Raw genomic sequence first — 18,970 nt, 5'->3', positions numbered from 1 at the left:
ACTTGTCTCACCCCTTGGTATGTAATTTATAACCTAACCCTTTAACCGTTAATATAAAGTCAGGCTTTGAAGGGTCTACCTCAATTTTTTCGCGTAAGCGCCGAATATGTACCATCACTGTATTATCGGAACCAAAAAAATCTTCACCCCATACCTGTTCAAACAAGGTCTCTTTACTTATGATCTGATTCGGATGATGCATGAAACAGCTCATTAAACCGACTTCTTTGGCGGTAAGCACAAGGAGTTCGCCATCCTTTTTTAATTCTGTCTCATTGGCACTAAGCTCAAAAGGGCCAACCTGCAAGCTTTTCGGAGCCTTTTTTTCCTCTGTAAAGCCAGCTCTTCTTAGTTGTGCCTTTACCCGATAAGCGACTTCTTTTGGACTGAATGGTTTAGTAATATAATCATCGCCACCTATCGCCAGCCCTAAAAGCTTGTTAATTTCCTCGTCCTTTGCAGACATAAATAAGATCGGAGCATTTGATGTTTCCCGAATTTTTCTGCATAAGTCATAGCCTTCTCCATCTGGCAGCATAATATCTAGCAAGATCAGTTCAGGATTATACTCCTGAAACTTGTCCCATCCCTCTGCAACTGTCCCGGCAGTTACAACGTCCGGAATACCTTCTTTATGTAAAACTGCCTTCATTAGACGCGCTAAATCATCTTCATCGTCTATGATTAATACCCATTTATGACTTGCCATTTGTTTCCCTCCATCACACAACATTATCTACATTATAAAGTACTTTAATTCTTTCGCAAAAAAGCAAAATAAAGGCTTGCATGAAGATGGGTATTACTTAGACGAACATAGCAAAGCAATATTCGGTGAATGATTATATTCCGCTCTCCGGTTATTCCAGTAATATCACTTCTGACGGTAGGGAGATCCTATTTTGGTATCCATGTGAATTTATTGGAAATAAATGATAAGTATGAATCTAAACAAGGACAAGCAAGTAGAGCTTACGTTAAATGGCAGCGATTTGCCAGGGGTGCAAGCAGACTTAACAGGAACAACAGCAACCAATGTTGATTTGCAGAATATTTCACAGGATGACTTTGTACGTACAGCCGTGATTATGCTGGTCGGAATCATAATTGTGCTAATAGTCATTACGCGCTCTGTGTCCAGTTCTCTGTTCATTATTGCTTTCTTGGTGCTAGTGTACTTACTTCTTTTGGAATCAGTGAAATCTTGAGTTGGATCGTTCCATTTTCAGCTTCATTATGGTTGCAGCCCTAGGCGTTGATTACAGCATATTCCCGATGATGCGGTATAACGAGCTTGAAGGGGATGTTGGATCAAGAATGGAGTGGCATCGCGTTATATGGTTGGTGTAGTATTGTCTACTGCCTTTATGGTGCTACATCAAAGAATGTAGTTGACAAATCGAGTCATATTTAGACGGCAGTAAAATTTAAAAATACATGTGTATTACGTATGCTTTGAACAATAGAAAGAATCTTCGGGGACCTTTGTGGTCCCTTGTTTCACCATATCAGAAAGTATGTAATTATCGACTATACCTTACAACTTTATTACGCTATAATCAACGTAAAGTCACCAGATGACCTAAGAGTAGGATGATTTTAATAGATTAATTAATATTAGCTTTAGGTATGCGGAAACGTATTTTGTTATTGAAATAGGTTGTTTATATTGTTTATGATAATATTAAAGGTGTTAATTAAATCTAGAGTAGGTAGATTATGAGTCTAAATGACAACGTATTAATTAAAATTCGTGATATGCGAGAGAGTTTTACACCAGTTGAACGATTGGTCGGAGATTACATTTTAGAAAATACGGAAGAGATCCCTCATTTGTCGATTAAGGAATTGGCTCAATCAAGTAAGACAAGCGATGCATCTGTCCTTCGTTTCTGTAAGACGATGGGTTACAGCGGATACCGCAATTTTATTGTGAGTATATCGGCATCTTTGGGTTCTCGTGATGAGGATTCAAAGGCTCAATATACAGATATTCAGCCAGGTGATGATCTCTCGACAATTATATCAAATATTTCATTGAATAATTGCAAGTCCATTGAGGATACGCTTAGTGTTATTGATCGAAAAGAAATTACAAGAGCTGTAGAATTACTATGTCATAGTAAGCGAATTGTTTTCTTTGGAATAGGTGCTTCGGGACTCGTTTGTATGGACGGGGAACAGAAGTTTTCGCGAATTAATAAGATGTGTCATGCCTATACAGATGGTCATAGTCAGCTCACGGCAGCAACTTTACTTGAGAAAGATGATGTTGCCATTTTCATTTCTAACTCTGGAGCAACTAGTGATATTATTGATGCACTGGAAATTGCCCAAAAGAATAGAGCGAAATGTATTGCGATTACGAAGTACAATAAAAGTGAGCTTGCGGAGCGGGCGGATATTGTACTGAGCATATCCACACCTGAAATAACAATCCGCAGTGGGGCTATGGGCTCGCGTATTGCGATGCTTACGATCATCGACATATTATTTGCTGGTGTGGCAAGTGCAGAATATGAAGAAGTAAAAACCTACTTAACAAAAACGCATAATATATTAAAGAAAAAACTTAGAAATTAGGTTCTGATAGAATGAATGTGGAGGAAAGCATTGATCATGGATCAATGCTTTCTTTTTTTTTGTATTTCATTCACTTATTCGTGTACTAAAATGTACTACTTATCAATCCATGTCAGATTATCTACATGATGAATACGTTGATCTAATGAATATAATAAGTAGTTTAATTCAATAATTAATAGCTTGGCACACAATTATGAGGAAGAAAATGAATGGAATTGAAGATGAAACATCATCCGGTTGAACACGGATGATGTAACTTTATGTTTCGTTTGGAGCGATAATCAGCAAATAATACATTTTTTTTAAATCGCTTTAACCTTAGAGCCATAGCGATCAAAGCAATTTGTAAAAATTTAAATTGTATCTTGTAAGCGCTTTATAAATGTGGTATAACATAGTGTGTAAGGAATGAAATAAAACATCAGAATATAATTTCTTTATGAAATTATATTTCAAAATCTATTGACGAAGCGATGGTGTTGTATTAGTATAAGAACATAATAATTGTAAGTTAATCTAACGCGTTTTGTTAATTTCATGACAGATTAAGGCTAGGAAGAAGGAGGATGGCTATGAATGACTACCTTGCGGGATTGACAACAGAGGCTGTGAATCCAGACACATTAATGATTGATGAATGTACTACGGAAGAAATGATCCAGTTAATGAATCAACAAGATGCACTGGTCCCCAGAGCTATAGCTGAGGAGATTCCGCAGATTGCAAAGGCGGTAGATATTCTACATCATAGGTTGTCTAATGGTGGAAGAATGTTTTACATAGGAGCTGGCTCATCAGGAAGATTAGGTGTTCTGGATGCTTCCGAATGTCCTCCTACCTTTGGTACAGATCCTTCCTTGGTGCAGGGCTATATTGCTGGTGGTGATATTGCTTTGCGTACTGCGGTTGAAGGCTGTGAAGACGATATGGATGAAGGGATCGCATTAATCGAAAGCATTGGTGTAACAAACAAAGATGTACTTATTGGGATTTCGGCAAGCGGTAGTGCAAACTACGTTATTGCAGCTTTAGCGAAAGCAAAGGAACTTGGAGTAGCCACTATCGGTGTTTGTAACAACAGAGGCTCAAAGTTCGAACCCATTGTAGATGTTTGTATAACACCTGTTGTAGGACCTGAGGTCATTAGCGGTTCGACTCGATTAAAGGCGGGAACTGCTCAGAAGTTGGTGCTTAATATGCTGACAACATGCACAATGGTCAAGTTAGGAAAAACGTACAACAACTTGATGGTTGATCTGAAGGCTAGTAATTTTAAGCTCGTAGATCGCTCGATTCGTATCATCATGAACACGACTGGTGTAGATACATCAACCGCCGCAGAAACACTTGAAAAAGCATCTATGAACTGTAAGCTGGCAATTATGATGATTAAATCGGGGTTAGATGCAAAAGAAGCAGATCAAGTACTTAACACAAACGGAGGACGCTTGAAACAGGCAATCGCATCATTGGTTTAGGTGTGAAAAGTGGAATAACAGGATGGATGCTATTAATAATTGAGGAGGCTGTTTTCGATGAAAAAAAGATCACGTGGATTAACTCTGTTTTTGTCAGGAATCATGATGGTATCACTATTATCGGCTTGCGGAGGAAACGGAAATAACGCTCCAGCTTCTACAGATTCCGGTAACACAGGAACTAGTAACGGTGGTTCTGAGCCTAAAAAGGATACGATTACAGCACTTTTACCTCCGATATCAGCGAACTATCAAACACGTTTTGCTGATATGGAAAAAGAATTTAATACACTACATCCTAACTTGACTTTGAAAATCGAGCCAGCGAGCTGGGAAGATATGACGCAAAAACTTGATACTCAAGTAAATGCAGGTTCTCCTCCAGATATTGCTTTTATCGGTGCTTCAGGAATTTCGAAATATGCAGCACTTAATGTATTAATCGACCTTAACGGTGCCCTTTCTGATGAAGCCAAGGCAGATTATGACGAAGTTCCATTGAAATATTTCCAACTAGGTGACGCTCAATACGGTCTACCAGCATATATGGAAATCCACACTATCGGTGGTAACAAACAATTCCTTGAAGAAGCCGGAATTGATTGGAAAAGCGTTCAACAAAACGGTTGGACTTATGAAGAGTTTCGTAATGCAATTTCTAAAGGTGTAGTGAAAAATGATAAAGGTGAAACTACTCGTTATGGTTTCGTGTTCGCAACATCTGGTGTAGCATCTAAAGACTATCTGGCTATTCTTGCTAAAACTGCAGGTTTACCAGATTACTTCGATAAAGATCTTAAATATACGTATACAAGCAAAAACTTCTTGGGGCTACTTACATCTATTCGCGAAATGATCAACGATGGTTCTATGCCTAAAGAGCTAAGCTCTATCGATGCTGGTAAACGGTGGAACATGTTCCTAACGGGTCAAACGATGATCACAGGTAAAGGATTATCTGCATTTGAAAACTCTGCTCGTCTAAACAATGAGAAGATTAAAGCGAACGATGGTTCAGCTGTTGCAGATTCTATTGAAGTTGATTATATTTCACTTCCAGTCCCAACATTCAACGGTGCCGATTATGTCCCTACTTCAATCGTTGATGGTTATATCGCACTTCGTGGTAAAAAAGCTCCATCTGAAGAGCACATCAAAAATATTGCCCTAGCAACGAATTTCTTGTCTTCTGGTTCAATTGCTGCTAACTACAGTAATGAGCTGTTCTTATCACCAATTACTGAATCTGCACGTAATGCAGAAGTACTTGAAAAATTCCCTCGTAACGAAGATAACGTTGCTGCAGGTAAAGCTATGATGGCAAAAGCGCTTCCGGCTCGTACAGATATTCCTACTGATCTGGCTGCTGAAGCATTAAAAATTGAAACAGAAGTTATTATTCCTAAACTACAAGCCTTACTTGCAAATGAGATTGCTCCACAAGAAATGTATGATGCAGTTAAAGCAGCTGCAATTAAATCTTTCGGTAAAGATGGTATTGTAGTTGACTAGTCTGTCGTAGGCTGACATGTGAAAGCTGTGCGTAGCTAGAACGTACAGCTTTCCTTCTAAATTAGCTAGAGCTTGTACTGTTTTTAGAAGAGAGGTGCGACCCAATGAATCAATCGTTGACTAAAAGAAAAAAATTGAAACTCGAGAGTGACTCAGGTTGGGGATACGCGTTTATCGCAGTAGCACTTATTGCGTTTTCTTTATTTACCGCATATCCAGTCATCAATGCTTTTATTATCAGCTTACAAAAATATGGTCCATTAGGATCCACTTTTGTCGGCATGGATAACTTCGTTAACTCGTTTTCAGATGAACTTTTCTGGAAAGCGCTGAAAAACACGTTAGTATATACGCTATTAACTGTTCCATTTAATATTCTTCTATCATTTTTAATTTCAATTTTGATTATTCCTTTCAAGAAAAAAACACAAACGATCTTTAAAGCACTATATTACTTGCCAGCCGTAGCATCTGGTGTAGCGCTTTCTGTTGTGTGGCTGTGGATCTTCGATCCGTTAAAATCAGGTATTGCCAATAAGCTCGTGAGTTTTTTAGGTATTGAAAATCAAAACTGGCTTGGTTCCAGTGCAACTGCAATGTTCTCACTTGTGTTAATGTCATGGTTATCAAGTCATGGTACAGCAATTATTATTTATATAGCCGCATTACTCGCTATTGATAACAGCTATTATGAAGCAGCTGAAATTGATGGCGCGTCTTTCCTGCAAAAGCTTTGGTTTATCGTTGTCCCTTTCCTTAAGCCAACAACGCTATTCCTACTTGTTACTGGTGTTATCGGTTCCTTCCAAGTATTCCAAAACGCTTATCTTATGACAGGCGGTGGACCAGACCATGCAACAACAATGGTAGGTTTGTTAATCTTTAACAATGCGTTCACATATTTTGAGTTTGGTGAGGCAGCGGCACAATCATTACTACTAGCAGCGATTATCGGATTTATATCATTCCTTCAATTCAAATTTTTAGGTAAAGATGTAGAATACTAGGAAAAGGAGCAGAATACTATGGGTTTGTACAATAACAGCTTAAGAAGCAAAGGGTATCTGTTCATACGTAATAGCGCGAACATTACGTTCCTTATCCTATTTGCCGCAGCTACCATATTCCCGATATACTTTATGGTCATCTCCTCGTTCGGTGATCCGGTAGAAGCTGGTGCAATGAGCTATTCTATCTTACCATCGAAGATTTCATTTGATTCCTATAAATTCTTCTTTAACTTCAGCCCACATACATGGGACTGGTTATTGAACTCCTTTATAGTGGCAGCGTGTATTACGGTATCTAACGTATTTTTTGCTACACTCGCTGGATATGCTTTTGCAAAAATGAAATTTAAAGGAAAAAACATTTTGTTCGCTATTTTGCTGGGATCTATGATGATTCCTGTTCAAGTCACACAGGTTCCACTATATATTTTGATCGTAAATATTTTTGAATTACAAAATACGTACACGGCGTTGATTATGCCGAGCATAGTAACGGTATACAACATCTTCTTGGTTAAGCAGTTCATGTCCTCCATTCCAGTTGAAATTATTGAATCTGCTAAAATCGAAGGTTGTTCCCAGCCTAAAATTTTCTGGTATATCATTATGCCTTTATCTAAAACAATTATGGCAGTACTAGCAATCCTAACGTTTATGGCGGCATGGAATGACTTTTTCTGGCCTTTCCTAGTAACGAATACAATGGATATGCAAACCATTCAGGTTGGCTTGAAAAACTTTCGCTTTGCGAATACAACTTACTTTGCACCGATGATGGCGGGGGCAACCATTTCAGCAGTGCCAATGTTTATTTTGTTCTTCAGTTTACAAAAATACTTCCTTGAAGGGGTAACAGTTGGAGCGGTGAAAGGTTAATGGACAAACAATCAAAAGTTGATGCAACATACTTAGTTGGCTTGATGTCCGGTACATCAGTAGATGGTATTGATGCAGCAGTAGTTAAGCTTTTTCCATCAGCCGAAAAAGAGCGTGGAGTAGAGATTGAATTACTGGCTTTTGAAAACACACCTTTTGAGGTGCAAGTTAGAAACTCCATATTTGAGCTTTTTGATCCCGCTAGCGCTACGATTGATAAGGTTGGCGCAATGAATATGTGGCTTGGCGAATTATACGCCCAAGCCACATTATCCGTTATAGGGAAATGTGGCCTTTCGCCTTCGCAAATATTCGCAGTAGGATCGCATGGTCAAACGATATACCATGCTCCGGAAGAGAAGGTTATGGGCGGCTATAATCTGCATTGTACCGTTCAGATAGGGGATGGTGCAGTTATAGCGAATCGAACAGGAATTCCTTGCATATCAGACTTTCGAGTTGCTGACATGGCAATGGGTGGACAAGGAGCTCCGTTAGTACCATTTACCGAATACTTATTGTTTAACAATCCAGAGAAAACACTTCTGATGCAAAATATTGGCGGAATAGGCAATGTGACTGTTTTGCCTGTAAATGCCTCACCGGATGAGGTATTTGCTTTTGATACGGGTCCTGGAAATATGATTATCGATGGCCTTGTATCGCAATTATTTGCACCAATGACAATAGATGTTGATGGCGAAATTGGTGCGGGCGGTCAAGTGATTGATGAGCTATTGAAATGGATGCAGCAGGATAAATATTATACGATGCCGTTACCAAAATCGACAGGCAGAGAACGGTTTGGCCAACAATACGTGGCACAAATCATTGAATTGATGAATGTTAATCACTGGAAAGCAGAAGATGTTGTTGCGACAGCTACGTTTTTAACTGCCTGGAGCATCGTCGATAGCTATGAACGGTATATTGCACCACAGCATCAGGCTGAGCAATTGTTAATTGGCGGCGGTGGAAGCTATAACAAGACGCTTTTGCGTGATTTACAGCACTTATTTGCACCGCATAACGTGCAGGTGCTGACGCAGGAGGATATCGGTGGTAATAGTGATGCTAAGGAAGCAATTGCTTTTGCTCTGCTAGCGTATTACACGATGGAGCGCTTACCAAACAATATCCCGCTAGTAACTGGAGCTTCACAGCCAGTAGTAATGGGCAAAATTTCCTGGCCCTATATTGGACGTTCACAGGAGGCTTAAATGATGCAAATCAGAACCTTTTCAATTGAAGATCACTCTGCAGTTGTAGAGCTTTGGAATCGTGAGGCTACAAAATATGATTATAAGCCATTTACAGAGCGAGAGTTTCAAGATACATTCATCGACCATCCTTATTTTGACGCTGACTGTATATGGGTAGGCTGTGACGAAAAAGGGATTGTTGGTTTTGCAGCTGGCTGCTGCGGTGACGATCTCCCTCTTGGAGATGTGGCTGGTTATATTACGAGTGTTATTATAGATACCCATGTGGCTTCTCTGGAGCTTTACGATGCTTTTCTATTGCGTTTAGAAAAAAGATTCCAAGAACTTGGGAAAAGACAAGCGGATGTATTGTTTTTCAACCCTGTTAAGCTGAAGTGGAGTATACCAAGTGCACCTCAGCATGAGCATAATAATGCCCCGGGCATCAGTAAGGACCAGCCATTATATGAAGCTTTAATGGCTAGAGGCTACGAAGATCGAGCGACGCAATGCGGCATGTATTTAAAACTCGGAAGCTTTATAGTTCCCGAAGATATTTTAGATAAGGAAACCAATGCAAATAGCAAAGACTATTACATTACGTCCTATGTCCCTGATTTACATACAGGGCTTGAAGTAACGCTTGCTGCCCTGCAAAATCCGCAGTGGAAGAAGGATATTGTTACTTATGTGAAGGTTGGCGCACCACTTGTAGTAGCTGTGTACGGCAACGAGGTTGTGGGCTTTGCAGGTCCAATTATTTCGCAGCCTGATGGAAGAGCATTTTTTTGCGGTATCGGAGTGCACCCAGAGCATGAGGGTCATGGCCTTGGCAGTGTATTATTTTTCAGAATGGTTGAAGCATTTCAAAATGTGGGCTGTCAATATATCTCTCTATTCACTGGAAATAATAATCCGGCTCTTCGAATCTATCAAAAAGCGGGCTTTACTATTGAAAAACAATTTTCTATATTGCGGAGGGAACTTTAAAGATGAGCGAAAAATTCACAGTATTAGCAATTGGAGCGCATGTTGGTGATGTGGAACTAGCTTCTGGTGGTGTGCTCGCTAGTCATAGTTTAAAGGGAGATCGCATTGTGACACTAGCGTTAACTGCGGGTGAACGAGGGGTTCCGGCAGGACAGGATATGAAGGATTATCGTCAGCAAAAAGTGAAAGAGGCACAGGTTTTTGCGGATATGCTAGGCGGTGAAGCCATTGTATTCGATGATTATTGTGACGGAGAGTTGCCTGACAATCAAGAAATTCGTATGGAGGTTTGTGATGTAATTCGTCGCGTGAAGCCTAACATTATTATTACACACTGGAAAAACAGTATGCATAAGGACCATGCGCTAACGCATCATATCGTAAATGATGCCCGTTTCTTCGCAAGTCTATCATCCTTTGAACGAGCGCTCCCCGCGCACTTTGCAGCAAGATTATATTACTCCGAAAACTGGGAGGATGCGGTTGATTATGTCCCTTACGTATATGTGGATTTCGATCAAGCGGCATTTGATCTATGGATAGATGCTTTAAGCAAGCATTGGTTTGTGACGAATAGCAAATCTTTCAAATACATGGATTACTATAAAGCACTAGCAGTTGTTCGCGGCTGTGAAGCAAGAAAGACATATGCAGAAGCATTTATGGTGCCTGCTGAAACGGTGAAGGTTAGGCAGTCTAGTCTTTGGTAACTATTCAACTAGCTAAGAGGGAGTGTTTCTATGTATAGCAGGAAACATTCCCTTGTTCTATCCATTTATGCAAAAAAGCAGCTAGGAGGCAGCTTCATATGGTGTTAAATGGGATTGATTCTATAACGAATTATCGTTATTTGTTCGAAGGTAAGCGCGTAGGATTGATTACAGCGCCGACAGGTCTTACGAAGGATTTTGCATCAACGATTACTATATTACATGAAAATTTTAATCTTGCTGCGATGTTTTCACCTGAGCATGGCGTTCGCGGAGATTTGGATGCAGGGGCAGTAGTAGACACTTACATGGATCCTTTTACGAATGTTCCAGTCTATAGCTTGTACCGTAAAGACTCCAAGCGTTTAACAAAAGAAATGCTGAATGAAGTAGACATCATTGTATACGATATTCAAGATGTTGGTGTACGCTATTACACATTTATTTATACGATGCTGTATGCACTTGAAGATTGTGCAAATGCAGGTGTAGAATTTGTTGTTCTTGATCGTGTTAATCCGCTTAACGGGGTAACGGTAGAAGGGAATGTCTTGAAGCCCGGCTTCAAATCATTTGTTGGAAATTACGAGCTAGCCGTGCGATACGGCTTAACAGCAGGTGAGGTAGCAACGATGGCAAATGATCAAATGAATTGGAATGCATCGCTGCATGTCGTTCGTTTGGAAGGCTGGGAACGGAGCATGTCCTTCCCGGATACAGGATTAACTTGGGTTCATCCTTCACTTGGAATGCCACGATATGAAACAGCGTTATTATATACAGGAACATGTTTATTTGAAGGCACGAACTGCTCGGAAGGAAGAGGCACAACGTTCCCATTTGAAATGATTGGTGCTCCGTTCATTCAAGCGCAGCAATTGGCAGATGAGATGAATGCAAAAGGTATCCCAGGTGTGCTTTTTCGTCCAGTTCATTTCAAGCCAACGTCATCTAAACATTGTGGCGAGCTATGCGGCGGGGTACAAATTTACATTACAGATCTCCAAGTGCTGAGGCCTTTAGAAGTTGGGGTAACCTTATTATTTACGATAAGAGATTTGTACGAGCAATTTTCATTCCTGCCTCCTGTGAAGGAGGGCTCTCGTCCATTTATCGATTTACTGGGGGGAGACAACATGTATCGTACGGAAAATATGCAAGCAAAGCAGCTGCTTGAACAGTTTGCAGCGGAAAGCAAGCAATTTGCAGAAATAACACAGCAGTATCATTTATATCGCTAGAGGAAGGTGAATAATTGATGAGAACAATAGAACATATGAGCTTGCGTGAAAAGATTGGACAAATGTTCGTAACAGGCTTCCCTTCAACCGAGATCACTCCTGAGCTGAAGGAAGTTATTGAGCATTATAAAGTCGGCAATATTATTTTATTCTCACATAATATCGAAAATAAATATCAATTAGGCGAGCTTGTTACTGAGCTGCAGCAATGGTACACGACACATACTGGTATCCCGGGTTTTATTACGATCGACCAAGAAGGCGGTCGAGTCACTCGTATGCCTAAAGACGCGACCAATGTTGCTGGAGCCATGGCAATTGCTTCTTCAGGACGACCTGAAAATGCGTATGCAGCAGGCAGAATGACTGCCAGAGAATTGAAAGCATTAGGTATTAATTTTAATCTAGCTCCAGTTATGGACGTTAACAATAATGCATTGAATCCAGTCATAAATGTTCGTTCCTATGGTGATTCTGTTGCAACAGTATCCCAGTATGGAATTCAAATGATGAAGGGATTGCTCGATGGAGGCGTCATGTCCTCGCTTAAGCATTTTCCAGGTCATGGTGATACAAATGTCGATTCACATATTGGCTTGCCTACCATTGAAAAAACACTTGAGGAATTAGAGCAGCTTGAGCTGCTGCCGTTTAAAACCGCAATTGAGCAAGGCGCTCAAGCGATTATGAGTGCACATATTTTATTTCCGAAAATTGAAAAATCCGGTGTGCCCGGAACTATGTCTCATACCATTATTACAGAGATATTAAAAGGAAAATTAGGATATAAAGGGTTAGTTGTATCGGATTGTTTAGAAATGGACGCGATCAAACGATACTATGGTACGGCAAAAGGAGCGTTAGGAGCTGTTAAAGCAGGTATTGATTTGGTATTCATTAGTCATACTCCTGAGACAGTGAAGGAAGCAGTTCATTTGATCGAAGAAGCTGTAGCAATCGGTGATTTGGATGAAGCGCTAATTGATGCGGCTGTTACAAAAATTTTAGCTTATAAAGCACAATATGCGACAACTGAGGAGCTAGATTATGAACTAGTTGGCTGCGATGTACATCGCCGAGCAAATGAGCTAATGCGTACGGAAACGATCTGCCTCATTAAAGGTGAGCTCCAGCCCATTCATACCGGTGACGAGCAAGTGTTATTTATGGGTTCCTATTCATACCGCACCGATCTTGCGTCCAGCAGCTTGAATCAAGCTCTTAGCTTTCCGCAATATATGGGGGAGCATTTTAATACAGCTTATGAGATTATCGACATTGACCCGAGCGAGGAGCAAATCAACGCTGCGCTGCCAAAGGTACAAGGCTACAAGCATATTGTTATCGGCTTGTTCAATGCGCGTGAAAACAAAGGTCAGCTTGCGCTTGTGCAGAAGCTGCTGGCAGCAGGTTGCAAAGTAACGGCCATTACATTAGGTCGCCCGTATGATTTACCGTTAATCGAAGGCGAGTTCTGCGGAATTGCGGCATTTGAGTATACACTTGATGCATTCAAATCACTCCTTCCAATCCTAAATGGTGAGGTTGTACCCACCGCCAATATTACGATACAGATGTAGACAAGCATAAAAGCCTTCGGCGTCCTTTCAAGGACGGCAAGCGTTTCTGCGAGAAAAATAAGGATAATATATCGCGTTAAACATATAAATTCTTATCTTTGAAAAAAGTACAACAAGGGGACATAGGTATGGCATTTATCGTTGGAATTGATGGGGGTGGCACGAAAACAGCTGTCACCATTACGCATGACCAGGAAGACGCTTTATTCACCTTTACTGTAGGGCCTATTAATTATAACGGTGGTGATGCTGATGCTATTGCCGCCTCCTTTGAGGAAATTTTTAGTCAAATGAAGCTCTACTGCGGTAATTTACAAGAAATTGCTCATATATGTATAGGTGCGGCAGGAATAAGTAATCCGCTGGTCATTAATTTTTTGGAGCAGCATGTGAGAAATAACGGTTATATCGGGCCATTAACGATTACAGGCGATCAAGAAACCGCATTATACGGGGCACAAAATGCGATGCAAGGCATCATTCTCATTGCCGGTACAGGATCGATTTGCTTTGGGGTCAATGAAAAAGGAGAGCAGCATCGCACAGGAGGCTTTGGTCATCTGATTGATGACGAGGGAAGCGGTTATAGCATTGGGCGCGATCTATTATCCGTATTAGTTCAAGTGGAGGACGGAAGAATAACCGATACGGTCATCCCAGCGATGGTATATGAGCAGCTTGGATTAAGCACTGTGAAAGAGATTATTGGCTTTGTTTATGATAAAAATACGACGAAAAAAGATATTGCGCAGCTCGCACCGATTATGACGACCGCATGCGAGAAGGGCGATGAACATGCAATAGCGTTAGCGGAGAAATGTGCAGCCAATCTATATGCGCTTGTTGTGCCTGTTATTGAATGGCTTAAGCTATATGAAAGTCCGATTGCGATTGCAGGAAGTGTGCTGCAAATGTCTCGCTTTGTGAAAGAAGCCTTGGAGCGAAAGCTTGTACAGAGCTACCCGCAAACAAAGCTGATTTTGCCGATTAAGGATGCAGCCTACGGTGCTGTCCTGTTAGGAAGATCAAAAATGAACAACGACTAGTTTTTGTCGCTAAGCAAAAATAAGGGTGTGTCATAAGTCCGAGCAGTTGGACTTGCGACACACCCTTATTTTAAAATGGTAGGAATCAAAAATGGCTTAAAATTTATCTGTCAAATAAAACACGGCTTGTTGTTTCGGAAATAGAGCTTGAAGGATGTTAGCGTGCTCAGTACTGTCCTTTGCTGCGCCTGCTTCATTATAGCCGAACATGATATAAGTCATTAGCTCGCGTTCATCTACTTCTATTGAAGTATAGGGATTGGTATGATTACTAGCATCGGAAACAGAAAGCTGCTTTTGCTTATAATCCAAGTAGATACAGTCCTTATTGCTGCGAAGTGCAATATGCAGCTCCTGGTCTGCAATTATGTTGCTACGGTTTAGGCGATCTTCTAATTCAGGCTGAAGCTTATGGAAAGTTGAACTGAGATTGATCATTTTCCACATCGCCATATTGATTTCAATTGAATTTGCTTGATGCTGTTGGTAATAGGAATATAGCTTATGGTCCTCTGGGAGCATCGCTAATATTTGCTTTGCATTTTGGCGCAGCTGACATAAGGCATGAAAAAGAGCTTCAACGCCGTTTTCGGCTTCGTTCAAATACAATAATTCATTAATAAATACTTGTTCAGTATCTTTCTTTTCAATGATGCCATAAGCGACGATTTTTCCATTTCTGCGAAGGAGCAAGCAGTCAACTTTCTTCCATTCCGGCCAGGTCAATAAATCATTCCAATACGTTCTACTTCGGATCACGGTGTAGGTACGATTCTTATTGAATTGTTCATAAATGAAACGGATATCATCGAGATAACATGCTTCAAAAGGAATGATTTCATCACTGCTTTGCTGCTGCTCCAAACTTGCTGGTTTTTCAATTGCGAAAGCAGTCTCGGGAATAAGTCTCCAGCCAGCCTTTTCATAAAACGCATGCTTGCTAGCCAAAAGCAAGCTTATATCATAATCGGTTTCTTTCATATAGTTGGTCTGCGCATGAAGAATTTTGTGAGCAAGCCCCAGCCCGCGGTAATTTAGATCTGTACCGACACTCCCCATTGCACCCGTTTTCAAGATCGCTTGACCGACTCTAATATGAAACGGAAAAATTTGTACATTAGATGCAATCTTATCGTCAACCATCGCAAACCATGTTGTATCTGGATCATATGTGGTGTCTAGGTCTAATCTTTCTTGGAAAAAGGCTCGGCCTACGGAAAAGCATTCATCTAAAATATCGTAAATATTTTCAAGCTGCTCTCTAGTTGGATGGTTCATTACGATGATGTTTGGTGTCGTCGTCATCTTCATTTCCTCCTGCGCCGTAATGTTGGGATAAATTTATTAAATGAAAAAACGGTTTTTTGGAATTTAATTTCTTACTTATAGTTTAATGTTGAAAAAAAAATTCGTCAATAATGGAACGTATGGAATCATAGAAGTGATACAAATCAGGTACCTTAGTCGAGAATCGAAATTGGACCTATAGACTCTATGAAGAAGTGGCCTCTGGTGAAAAGATAGAGTCCCGTAAGGAAATGCAGAAGTTACTTCGGCATGTTGAAGACCAGCTCTATGATGGAGTAGTGGTCATGGATATTGACCGTTTAGGGCGTGGAGAAAACAAGGATTGGGCACTTATTAAAGATACATTCTTAAACTCAGAAACGGTCATTATCACACCAAACAAGATATACGATCTGGAAATAGACAATGACGATGTATCATTTGATTTCATGTCCATTTTTGCCAGAATAGAATACAAAACGATTAAGCGAAGAATGAAGCAGGGCAAAGAGGATGGAGCGAAGAAAGGCATGTGGACAAACGGAAAGCCACCGTTTCCATACTATTATGATAAAAACACAAGGTCGGTACTGGTCGATGAAACGAAGCGTCCGATTTATCGAGCAATTGTAGAGAAATATATTAATGGAACAAACCTTGGTCATATTGCCATTTGGTTGACGGATAACAAGATACCTACGCCATACAACATTAAGCCCGATGGAAAGAACAAGGGATGGTCAAATATTACGGTTCAAAGATTGCTGGCAAGTGAGATCCATTTGGGTTATATCACTTATGGCAAAACCCGTTCCAAGCGTGGTCAGGTGGAACTTGTACCTGAAGAAGAGCGGATTAAAGTTATGGGAACACATGAAAAGCTGAAAACGCCTGAAGAACATGAAGTCATTATGGAGCGGCTGCTTAAGAATCGCATGCTGAACCCCAATTCAAGGCGTAACATTTTTCCTTTGTCAGGCTTGCTGTATTGTGAGAAATGCGGTTCTCGGATGAGATTTAGAGTAGGTGAGAACAAGAAGCAGGGACAGCATTGGAGTGCATTATGCTATCACCAGTACAAAGACGGAAGCAAATGTGAGTAGCGTGGCAAGGTAATGGATGCTGATTTTTTCAATGCGCTATATGACCGGATTATTCATGTAGACCCAAACATTTTACGGGAGATTGAATTGCATGGAAGTAGGTACAATGATACACAGGTCATTATCGAGGTCAAAGAGCAGGAATTGAAAAAGCAGAAGCGGGCATTGGACAAGCTGCATGAATCGTATGAAGAAGATATGCTAACGAAGCAAGTATTTTTAGAGCGTAAAGCTATTCGGTCAAGGCAGATACAGAAGCTGGAGGAAGAGTTGAAGGATTTACGAAAGGTTGTAGTAGATGAAGGGAATTATCCGACTGTTGATCAGATATATGAGCGGGTAGGGCAGTTTAGGGAGTTGTGGAGCGCTGCGGTGACGAGTGAAGAGAAGAATCGGGCGTTGAAGAAGCTAGTGGAGCGGATTGTGTATGATCGGGAAGGGAATCGGGTGGAGTTGACGGTTTGTTATAGGTAAAGCTTGATATAATTTTTTTTCACCGTATCTACATATGTGGAGTCGGTAATATTTATGGTTCGCAAGGAATAGAAGAGATGTGACAGGATCGTCGAAACCTTCAAAGTGTGTATTTCTGCTTTTTCTATCGGTTGCGATACTATATTTTTTGATACTTTTTTGGAAGTCTCACTTTCCTCAAACATCTCTACTGTACTGACTTTTAGTAAGACCAATTCAGAGGCGCTTGGGAGGTTACTTAAATTTGTGCTGATATTTGCTTTGACGCTAGTTGTTTTCTTGAGGAAGAAAAAAGGGAAATATTAGGTAAGAGGACACGGAGGTATAAATAGTATGTGTTCAATATAGGAAATAATCTGAAATAGAGACGCCAATCTAACGGCAGACTTTTCGCGTGTCCAGAATTATAGTGATAAAGTTAACCGAACCAGAAGTGTTGGCAACGAATTGTTAAAAAGGGTATTTTCAAGTATGACATTATCCGATCATTTTGTTGATTTTTTGTGATAGAATTGTGCTGTTGCTGTTTTTAATTTTCGTAAGCAGTATTAATATATAGAAATATAATAATAATGCCAGTATTATAAGTTCATTACATACGGAGGATTTTATGGGAGATTTATTTGAGTTGTTATTTGGTCAACCTAATGATGAGTTTTACATGTCAAGTAGAGGTTTTCAAATGAGCGAGAGAGCATTTTTTGATACCTGGAAGAAGCATGGTTCTCCAAGTGAACTTTATGGAAATGAAGTTTCCTACTCTTTTCTTAAAGACTTGCACGAAAACACAGGGGGATTATTTATTGTAGACCACTTTTCACTATATAATTACGATAATATTTTTAACATTGAGCATAGTGGTGATTACATTCAATTTATTTGGAAGGATTTTGAGAAAGAGCCTCCACCAAGAGGATTTGAAGATATGACTATGGAGATTTATAATGCTCATTATATTTTCTCACTGTGTAATATTCAAAAAATCAGTTTTTTTGATTTAAACGGTCATATTTATGTTTTAGTTATGCCAATTACTGCAGAAATTAAAGAAGTTAAGAAGTATTTGGGCATAGATAAGTTAGACTCCAATAAAGTTCAGATTGACGAAAATCTAGATAAACTTTTCACAACCATTAGATATATAAAAGATAACAAAATTCATGAATGTATACTTCATAATTTACCATTTTTCAGTTTTTTACTTCAACCTAAAGAGAAAGAAAGAGATGCAGGTTTTTCCCAAACTATTCTAATGTACGCTACACTTGATTATGTGAATGACCGTCTTCAAAAAGTAAAGTCAAAAATCGAACTAGTTGATCAGTATGACTTTGATGAGATTCGAGCATCAGGTAATGTTATCAGAACGATCATGGAATCATTAGTGAAGTATTACAGTATTTATTATGGTTACTCTCTTCCTGAAGACCATTATGGTAATAATCTTTTAGGTAAGTTGAAGAAAAATCTAAGGGGTGATGAGTTAATGGTTCAATATTTAAAACAAGAGATGATCAACCTTGCAAATGATTTTTCGCATGATACTGGTAAGGTCTGTAACAAAGCAGATGTGATTAAATTAAGTGATAATGCGGCAGAACTGCTAGATGCAATCCAAGACAGAATGAAACTTAATGACGACAACGATATTGATCAGGAGATATTGTAAATTAAAGATATCAGCCAACTTGATGGATATGTATTGATATAAAGCATAGTTTTAATTGAATAGAATAGAAAGACTCTTATCCAATCTTGATATATATTACATAGCAACAACTGCACCGAGGGACGCTCACTTCAGGAGAATATATTTAATATTAGAAGAACGCTAATTAACGCATAAATTCCAAAACAGCTTTTATTTTGGGAAAG

17 protein-coding genes and 1 pseudogene are annotated in these 18,970 nt (G+C 39.8%); 16 read left to right on the top strand and 2 right to left on the bottom strand.

Annotated elements, in window-relative coordinates:
• Positions 1-7 precede the first annotated feature (7 nt).
• The gene (locus ACDZ28_RS27955) at positions 8-709 is read right to left on the bottom strand and encodes a response regulator transcription factor (RefSeq protein ID WP_375103344.1); all 702 of its coding nucleotides are present in this window, start codon (positions 707-709) and stop codon (positions 8-10) included.
• Between the two features lie 223 nt (positions 710-932).
• Between ACDZ28_RS27955 and ACDZ28_RS27950 the strand changes: the two genes are divergently transcribed.
• The 12 genes from ACDZ28_RS27950 (at position 933) to ACDZ28_RS27895 (ending at position 14,231) form a co-directional block, all read left to right on the top strand.
• Positions 933-1,208, top strand: coding sequence for an MMPL family transporter (locus ACDZ28_RS27950; protein WP_081954129.1), 276 nt, complete (start codon positions 933-935; stop codon positions 1,206-1,208).
• A gap of 511 nt (positions 1,209-1,719) precedes the next feature.
• Positions 1,720-2,583: a MurR/RpiR family transcriptional regulator gene (locus tag ACDZ28_RS27945; RefSeq protein ID WP_042129113.1), complete on the top strand. Its 864-nt coding sequence runs from the start codon at positions 1,720-1,722 to the stop codon at positions 2,581-2,583.
• A gap of 575 nt (positions 2,584-3,158) precedes the next feature.
• Positions 3,159-4,064 (top strand): N-acetylmuramic acid 6-phosphate etherase, encoded by a 906-nt coding sequence (gene murQ / locus ACDZ28_RS27940; protein ID WP_375103343.1) that lies wholly within the window; start codon positions 3,159-3,161, stop codon positions 4,062-4,064.
• Between the two features lie 57 nt (positions 4,065-4,121).
• Positions 4,122-5,576 (top strand): ABC transporter substrate-binding protein, encoded by a 1,455-nt coding sequence (locus tag ACDZ28_RS27935; RefSeq protein WP_042129109.1) that lies wholly within the window; start codon positions 4,122-4,124, stop codon positions 5,574-5,576.
• A gap of 104 nt (positions 5,577-5,680) precedes the next feature.
• Positions 5,681-6,583: a carbohydrate ABC transporter permease gene (locus ACDZ28_RS27930; protein ID WP_042129108.1), complete on the top strand. Its 903-nt coding sequence runs from the start codon at positions 5,681-5,683 to the stop codon at positions 6,581-6,583.
• 18 nt (positions 6,584-6,601) lie between these two features.
• On the top strand, positions 6,602-7,462 hold the full coding sequence (locus tag ACDZ28_RS27925) for a carbohydrate ABC transporter permease (protein ID WP_375103342.1): 861 nt from the start codon (positions 6,602-6,604) through the stop codon (positions 7,460-7,462).
• Positions 7,462-8,682 carry an anhydro-N-acetylmuramic acid kinase gene (locus ACDZ28_RS27920; protein ID WP_042129102.1) on the top strand — a complete coding sequence of 407 codons (1,221 nt, stop codon included), beginning with the start codon at positions 7,462-7,464 and terminating at the stop codon, positions 8,680-8,682. The genes ACDZ28_RS27925 and ACDZ28_RS27920 overlap by 1 nt, the downstream gene beginning before the upstream one ends.
• Positions 8,683-9,654: a GNAT family N-acetyltransferase gene (locus tag ACDZ28_RS27915; protein WP_375103341.1), complete on the top strand. Its 972-nt coding sequence runs from the start codon at positions 8,683-8,685 to the stop codon at positions 9,652-9,654.
• 2 nt (positions 9,655-9,656) lie between these two features.
• A complete protein-coding gene (locus tag ACDZ28_RS27910; RefSeq protein WP_042129099.1) occupies positions 9,657-10,364 on the top strand; it encodes a PIG-L deacetylase family protein in 708 nt (235 codons plus the stop codon).
• Positions 10,365-10,462: 98 nt separating this feature from the next.
• Positions 10,463-11,605, top strand: a complete 1,143-nt coding sequence (locus ACDZ28_RS27905) for an exo-beta-N-acetylmuramidase NamZ domain-containing protein (RefSeq protein WP_076141025.1) — start codon at positions 10,463-10,465, stop codon at positions 11,603-11,605.
• A 17-nt stretch (positions 11,606-11,622) separates the two neighbouring features.
• Positions 11,623-13,185 carry a glycoside hydrolase family 3 protein gene (locus ACDZ28_RS27900; protein ID WP_375103340.1) on the top strand — a complete coding sequence of 521 codons (1,563 nt, stop codon included), beginning with the start codon at positions 11,623-11,625 and terminating at the stop codon, positions 13,183-13,185.
• Positions 13,186-13,313: 128 nt separating this feature from the next.
• Positions 13,314-14,231 (top strand): N-acetylglucosamine kinase, encoded by a 918-nt coding sequence (locus ACDZ28_RS27895; protein ID WP_375103339.1) that lies wholly within the window; start codon positions 13,314-13,316, stop codon positions 14,229-14,231.
• Positions 14,232-14,327: 96 nt separating this feature from the next.
• Here ACDZ28_RS27895 and ACDZ28_RS27890 read toward each other — a convergent pair whose 3' ends face one another.
• Positions 14,328-15,536, bottom strand: a complete 1,209-nt coding sequence (locus ACDZ28_RS27890; RefSeq protein WP_375103338.1) for a GNAT family N-acetyltransferase — start codon at positions 15,534-15,536, stop codon at positions 14,328-14,330.
• 176 nt (positions 15,537-15,712) lie between these two features.
• On the opposite strand from ACDZ28_RS27890, the pseudogene ACDZ28_RS27885 reads away from it, so the two are divergent.
• From ACDZ28_RS27885 to ACDZ28_RS27870, 4 genes and pseudogenes are all read left to right on the top strand, one after another.
• A pseudogene (locus ACDZ28_RS27885) lies at positions 15,713-16,042 on the top strand (recombinase family protein); the annotation flags it as partial.
• 6 nt (positions 16,043-16,048) lie between these two features.
• Positions 16,049-16,621, top strand: coding sequence for a recombinase family protein (locus ACDZ28_RS27880; protein ID WP_375105429.1), 573 nt, complete (start codon positions 16,049-16,051; stop codon positions 16,619-16,621).
• Between the two features lie 12 nt (positions 16,622-16,633).
• Positions 16,634-17,095 carry a hypothetical protein gene (locus ACDZ28_RS27875; RefSeq protein ID WP_375103337.1) on the top strand — a complete coding sequence of 154 codons (462 nt, stop codon included), beginning with the start codon at positions 16,634-16,636 and terminating at the stop codon, positions 17,093-17,095.
• Positions 17,096-17,705: 610 nt separating this feature from the next.
• Entirely contained in the window at positions 17,706-18,764 is a 1,059-nt protein-coding gene (locus tag ACDZ28_RS27870; RefSeq protein ID WP_375103336.1) for a hypothetical protein, read from the top strand.
• The last annotated feature ends 206 nt before the right edge of the window (positions 18,765-18,970 follow it).

Origin of the sequence: Paenibacillus sp. RS8, from assembly GCF_041956825.1 — a bacterium.
GTDB lineage: Bacteria > Bacillota > Bacilli > Paenibacillales > Paenibacillaceae > Paenibacillus_AQ.
Note: the sequence above shows the minus strand (reverse complement) of the source record. Positions and strands in the feature narration are given on the sequence as shown.

Bases quoted from the DNA above. Each gene is read 5' to 3' on its own strand.
- ACDZ28_RS27950 (WP_081954129.1), top strand. From the start codon at position 933: ATGATAAGTATGAATCTAAACAAGGACAAGCAAGTAGAGCTTACGTTA.
- ACDZ28_RS27880 (WP_375105429.1), top strand. From the start codon at position 16,049: ATGTGGACAAACGGAAAGCCACCGTTTCCATACTATTATGATAAAAAC.
- ACDZ28_RS27895 (WP_375103339.1), top strand. From the start codon at position 13,314: ATGGCATTTATCGTTGGAATTGATGGGGGTGGCACGAAAACAGCTGTC.
- ACDZ28_RS27945 (WP_042129113.1), top strand. From the start codon at position 1,720: ATGAGTCTAAATGACAACGTATTAATTAAAATTCGTGATATGCGAGAG.
- ACDZ28_RS27920 (WP_042129102.1), top strand. From the start codon at position 7,462: ATGGACAAACAATCAAAAGTTGATGCAACATACTTAGTTGGCTTGATG.
- ACDZ28_RS27915 (WP_375103341.1), top strand. From the start codon at position 8,683: ATGATGCAAATCAGAACCTTTTCAATTGAAGATCACTCTGCAGTTGTA.
- ACDZ28_RS27870 (WP_375103336.1), top strand. From the start codon at position 17,706: ATGGGAGATTTATTTGAGTTGTTATTTGGTCAACCTAATGATGAGTTT.
- ACDZ28_RS27890 (WP_375103338.1), bottom strand. From the start codon at position 15,536: ATGACGACGACACCAAACATCATCGTAATGAACCATCCAACTAGAGAG.
- ACDZ28_RS27930 (WP_042129108.1), top strand. From the start codon at position 5,681: ATGAATCAATCGTTGACTAAAAGAAAAAAATTGAAACTCGAGAGTGAC.
- ACDZ28_RS27925 (WP_375103342.1), top strand. From the start codon at position 6,602: ATGGGTTTGTACAATAACAGCTTAAGAAGCAAAGGGTATCTGTTCATA.
- ACDZ28_RS27905 (WP_076141025.1), top strand. From the start codon at position 10,463: ATGGTGTTAAATGGGATTGATTCTATAACGAATTATCGTTATTTGTTC.
- ACDZ28_RS27910 (WP_042129099.1), top strand. From the start codon at position 9,657: ATGAGCGAAAAATTCACAGTATTAGCAATTGGAGCGCATGTTGGTGAT.
- ACDZ28_RS27955 (WP_375103344.1), bottom strand. From the start codon at position 709: ATGGCAAGTCATAAATGGGTATTAATCATAGACGATGAAGATGATTTA.
- murQ (WP_375103343.1), top strand. From the start codon at position 3,159: ATGAATGACTACCTTGCGGGATTGACAACAGAGGCTGTGAATCCAGAC.
- ACDZ28_RS27900 (WP_375103340.1), top strand. From the start codon at position 11,623: ATGAGAACAATAGAACATATGAGCTTGCGTGAAAAGATTGGACAAATG.
- ACDZ28_RS27875 (WP_375103337.1), top strand. From the start codon at position 16,634: ATGGATGCTGATTTTTTCAATGCGCTATATGACCGGATTATTCATGTA.
- ACDZ28_RS27935 (WP_042129109.1), top strand. From the start codon at position 4,122: ATGAAAAAAAGATCACGTGGATTAACTCTGTTTTTGTCAGGAATCATG.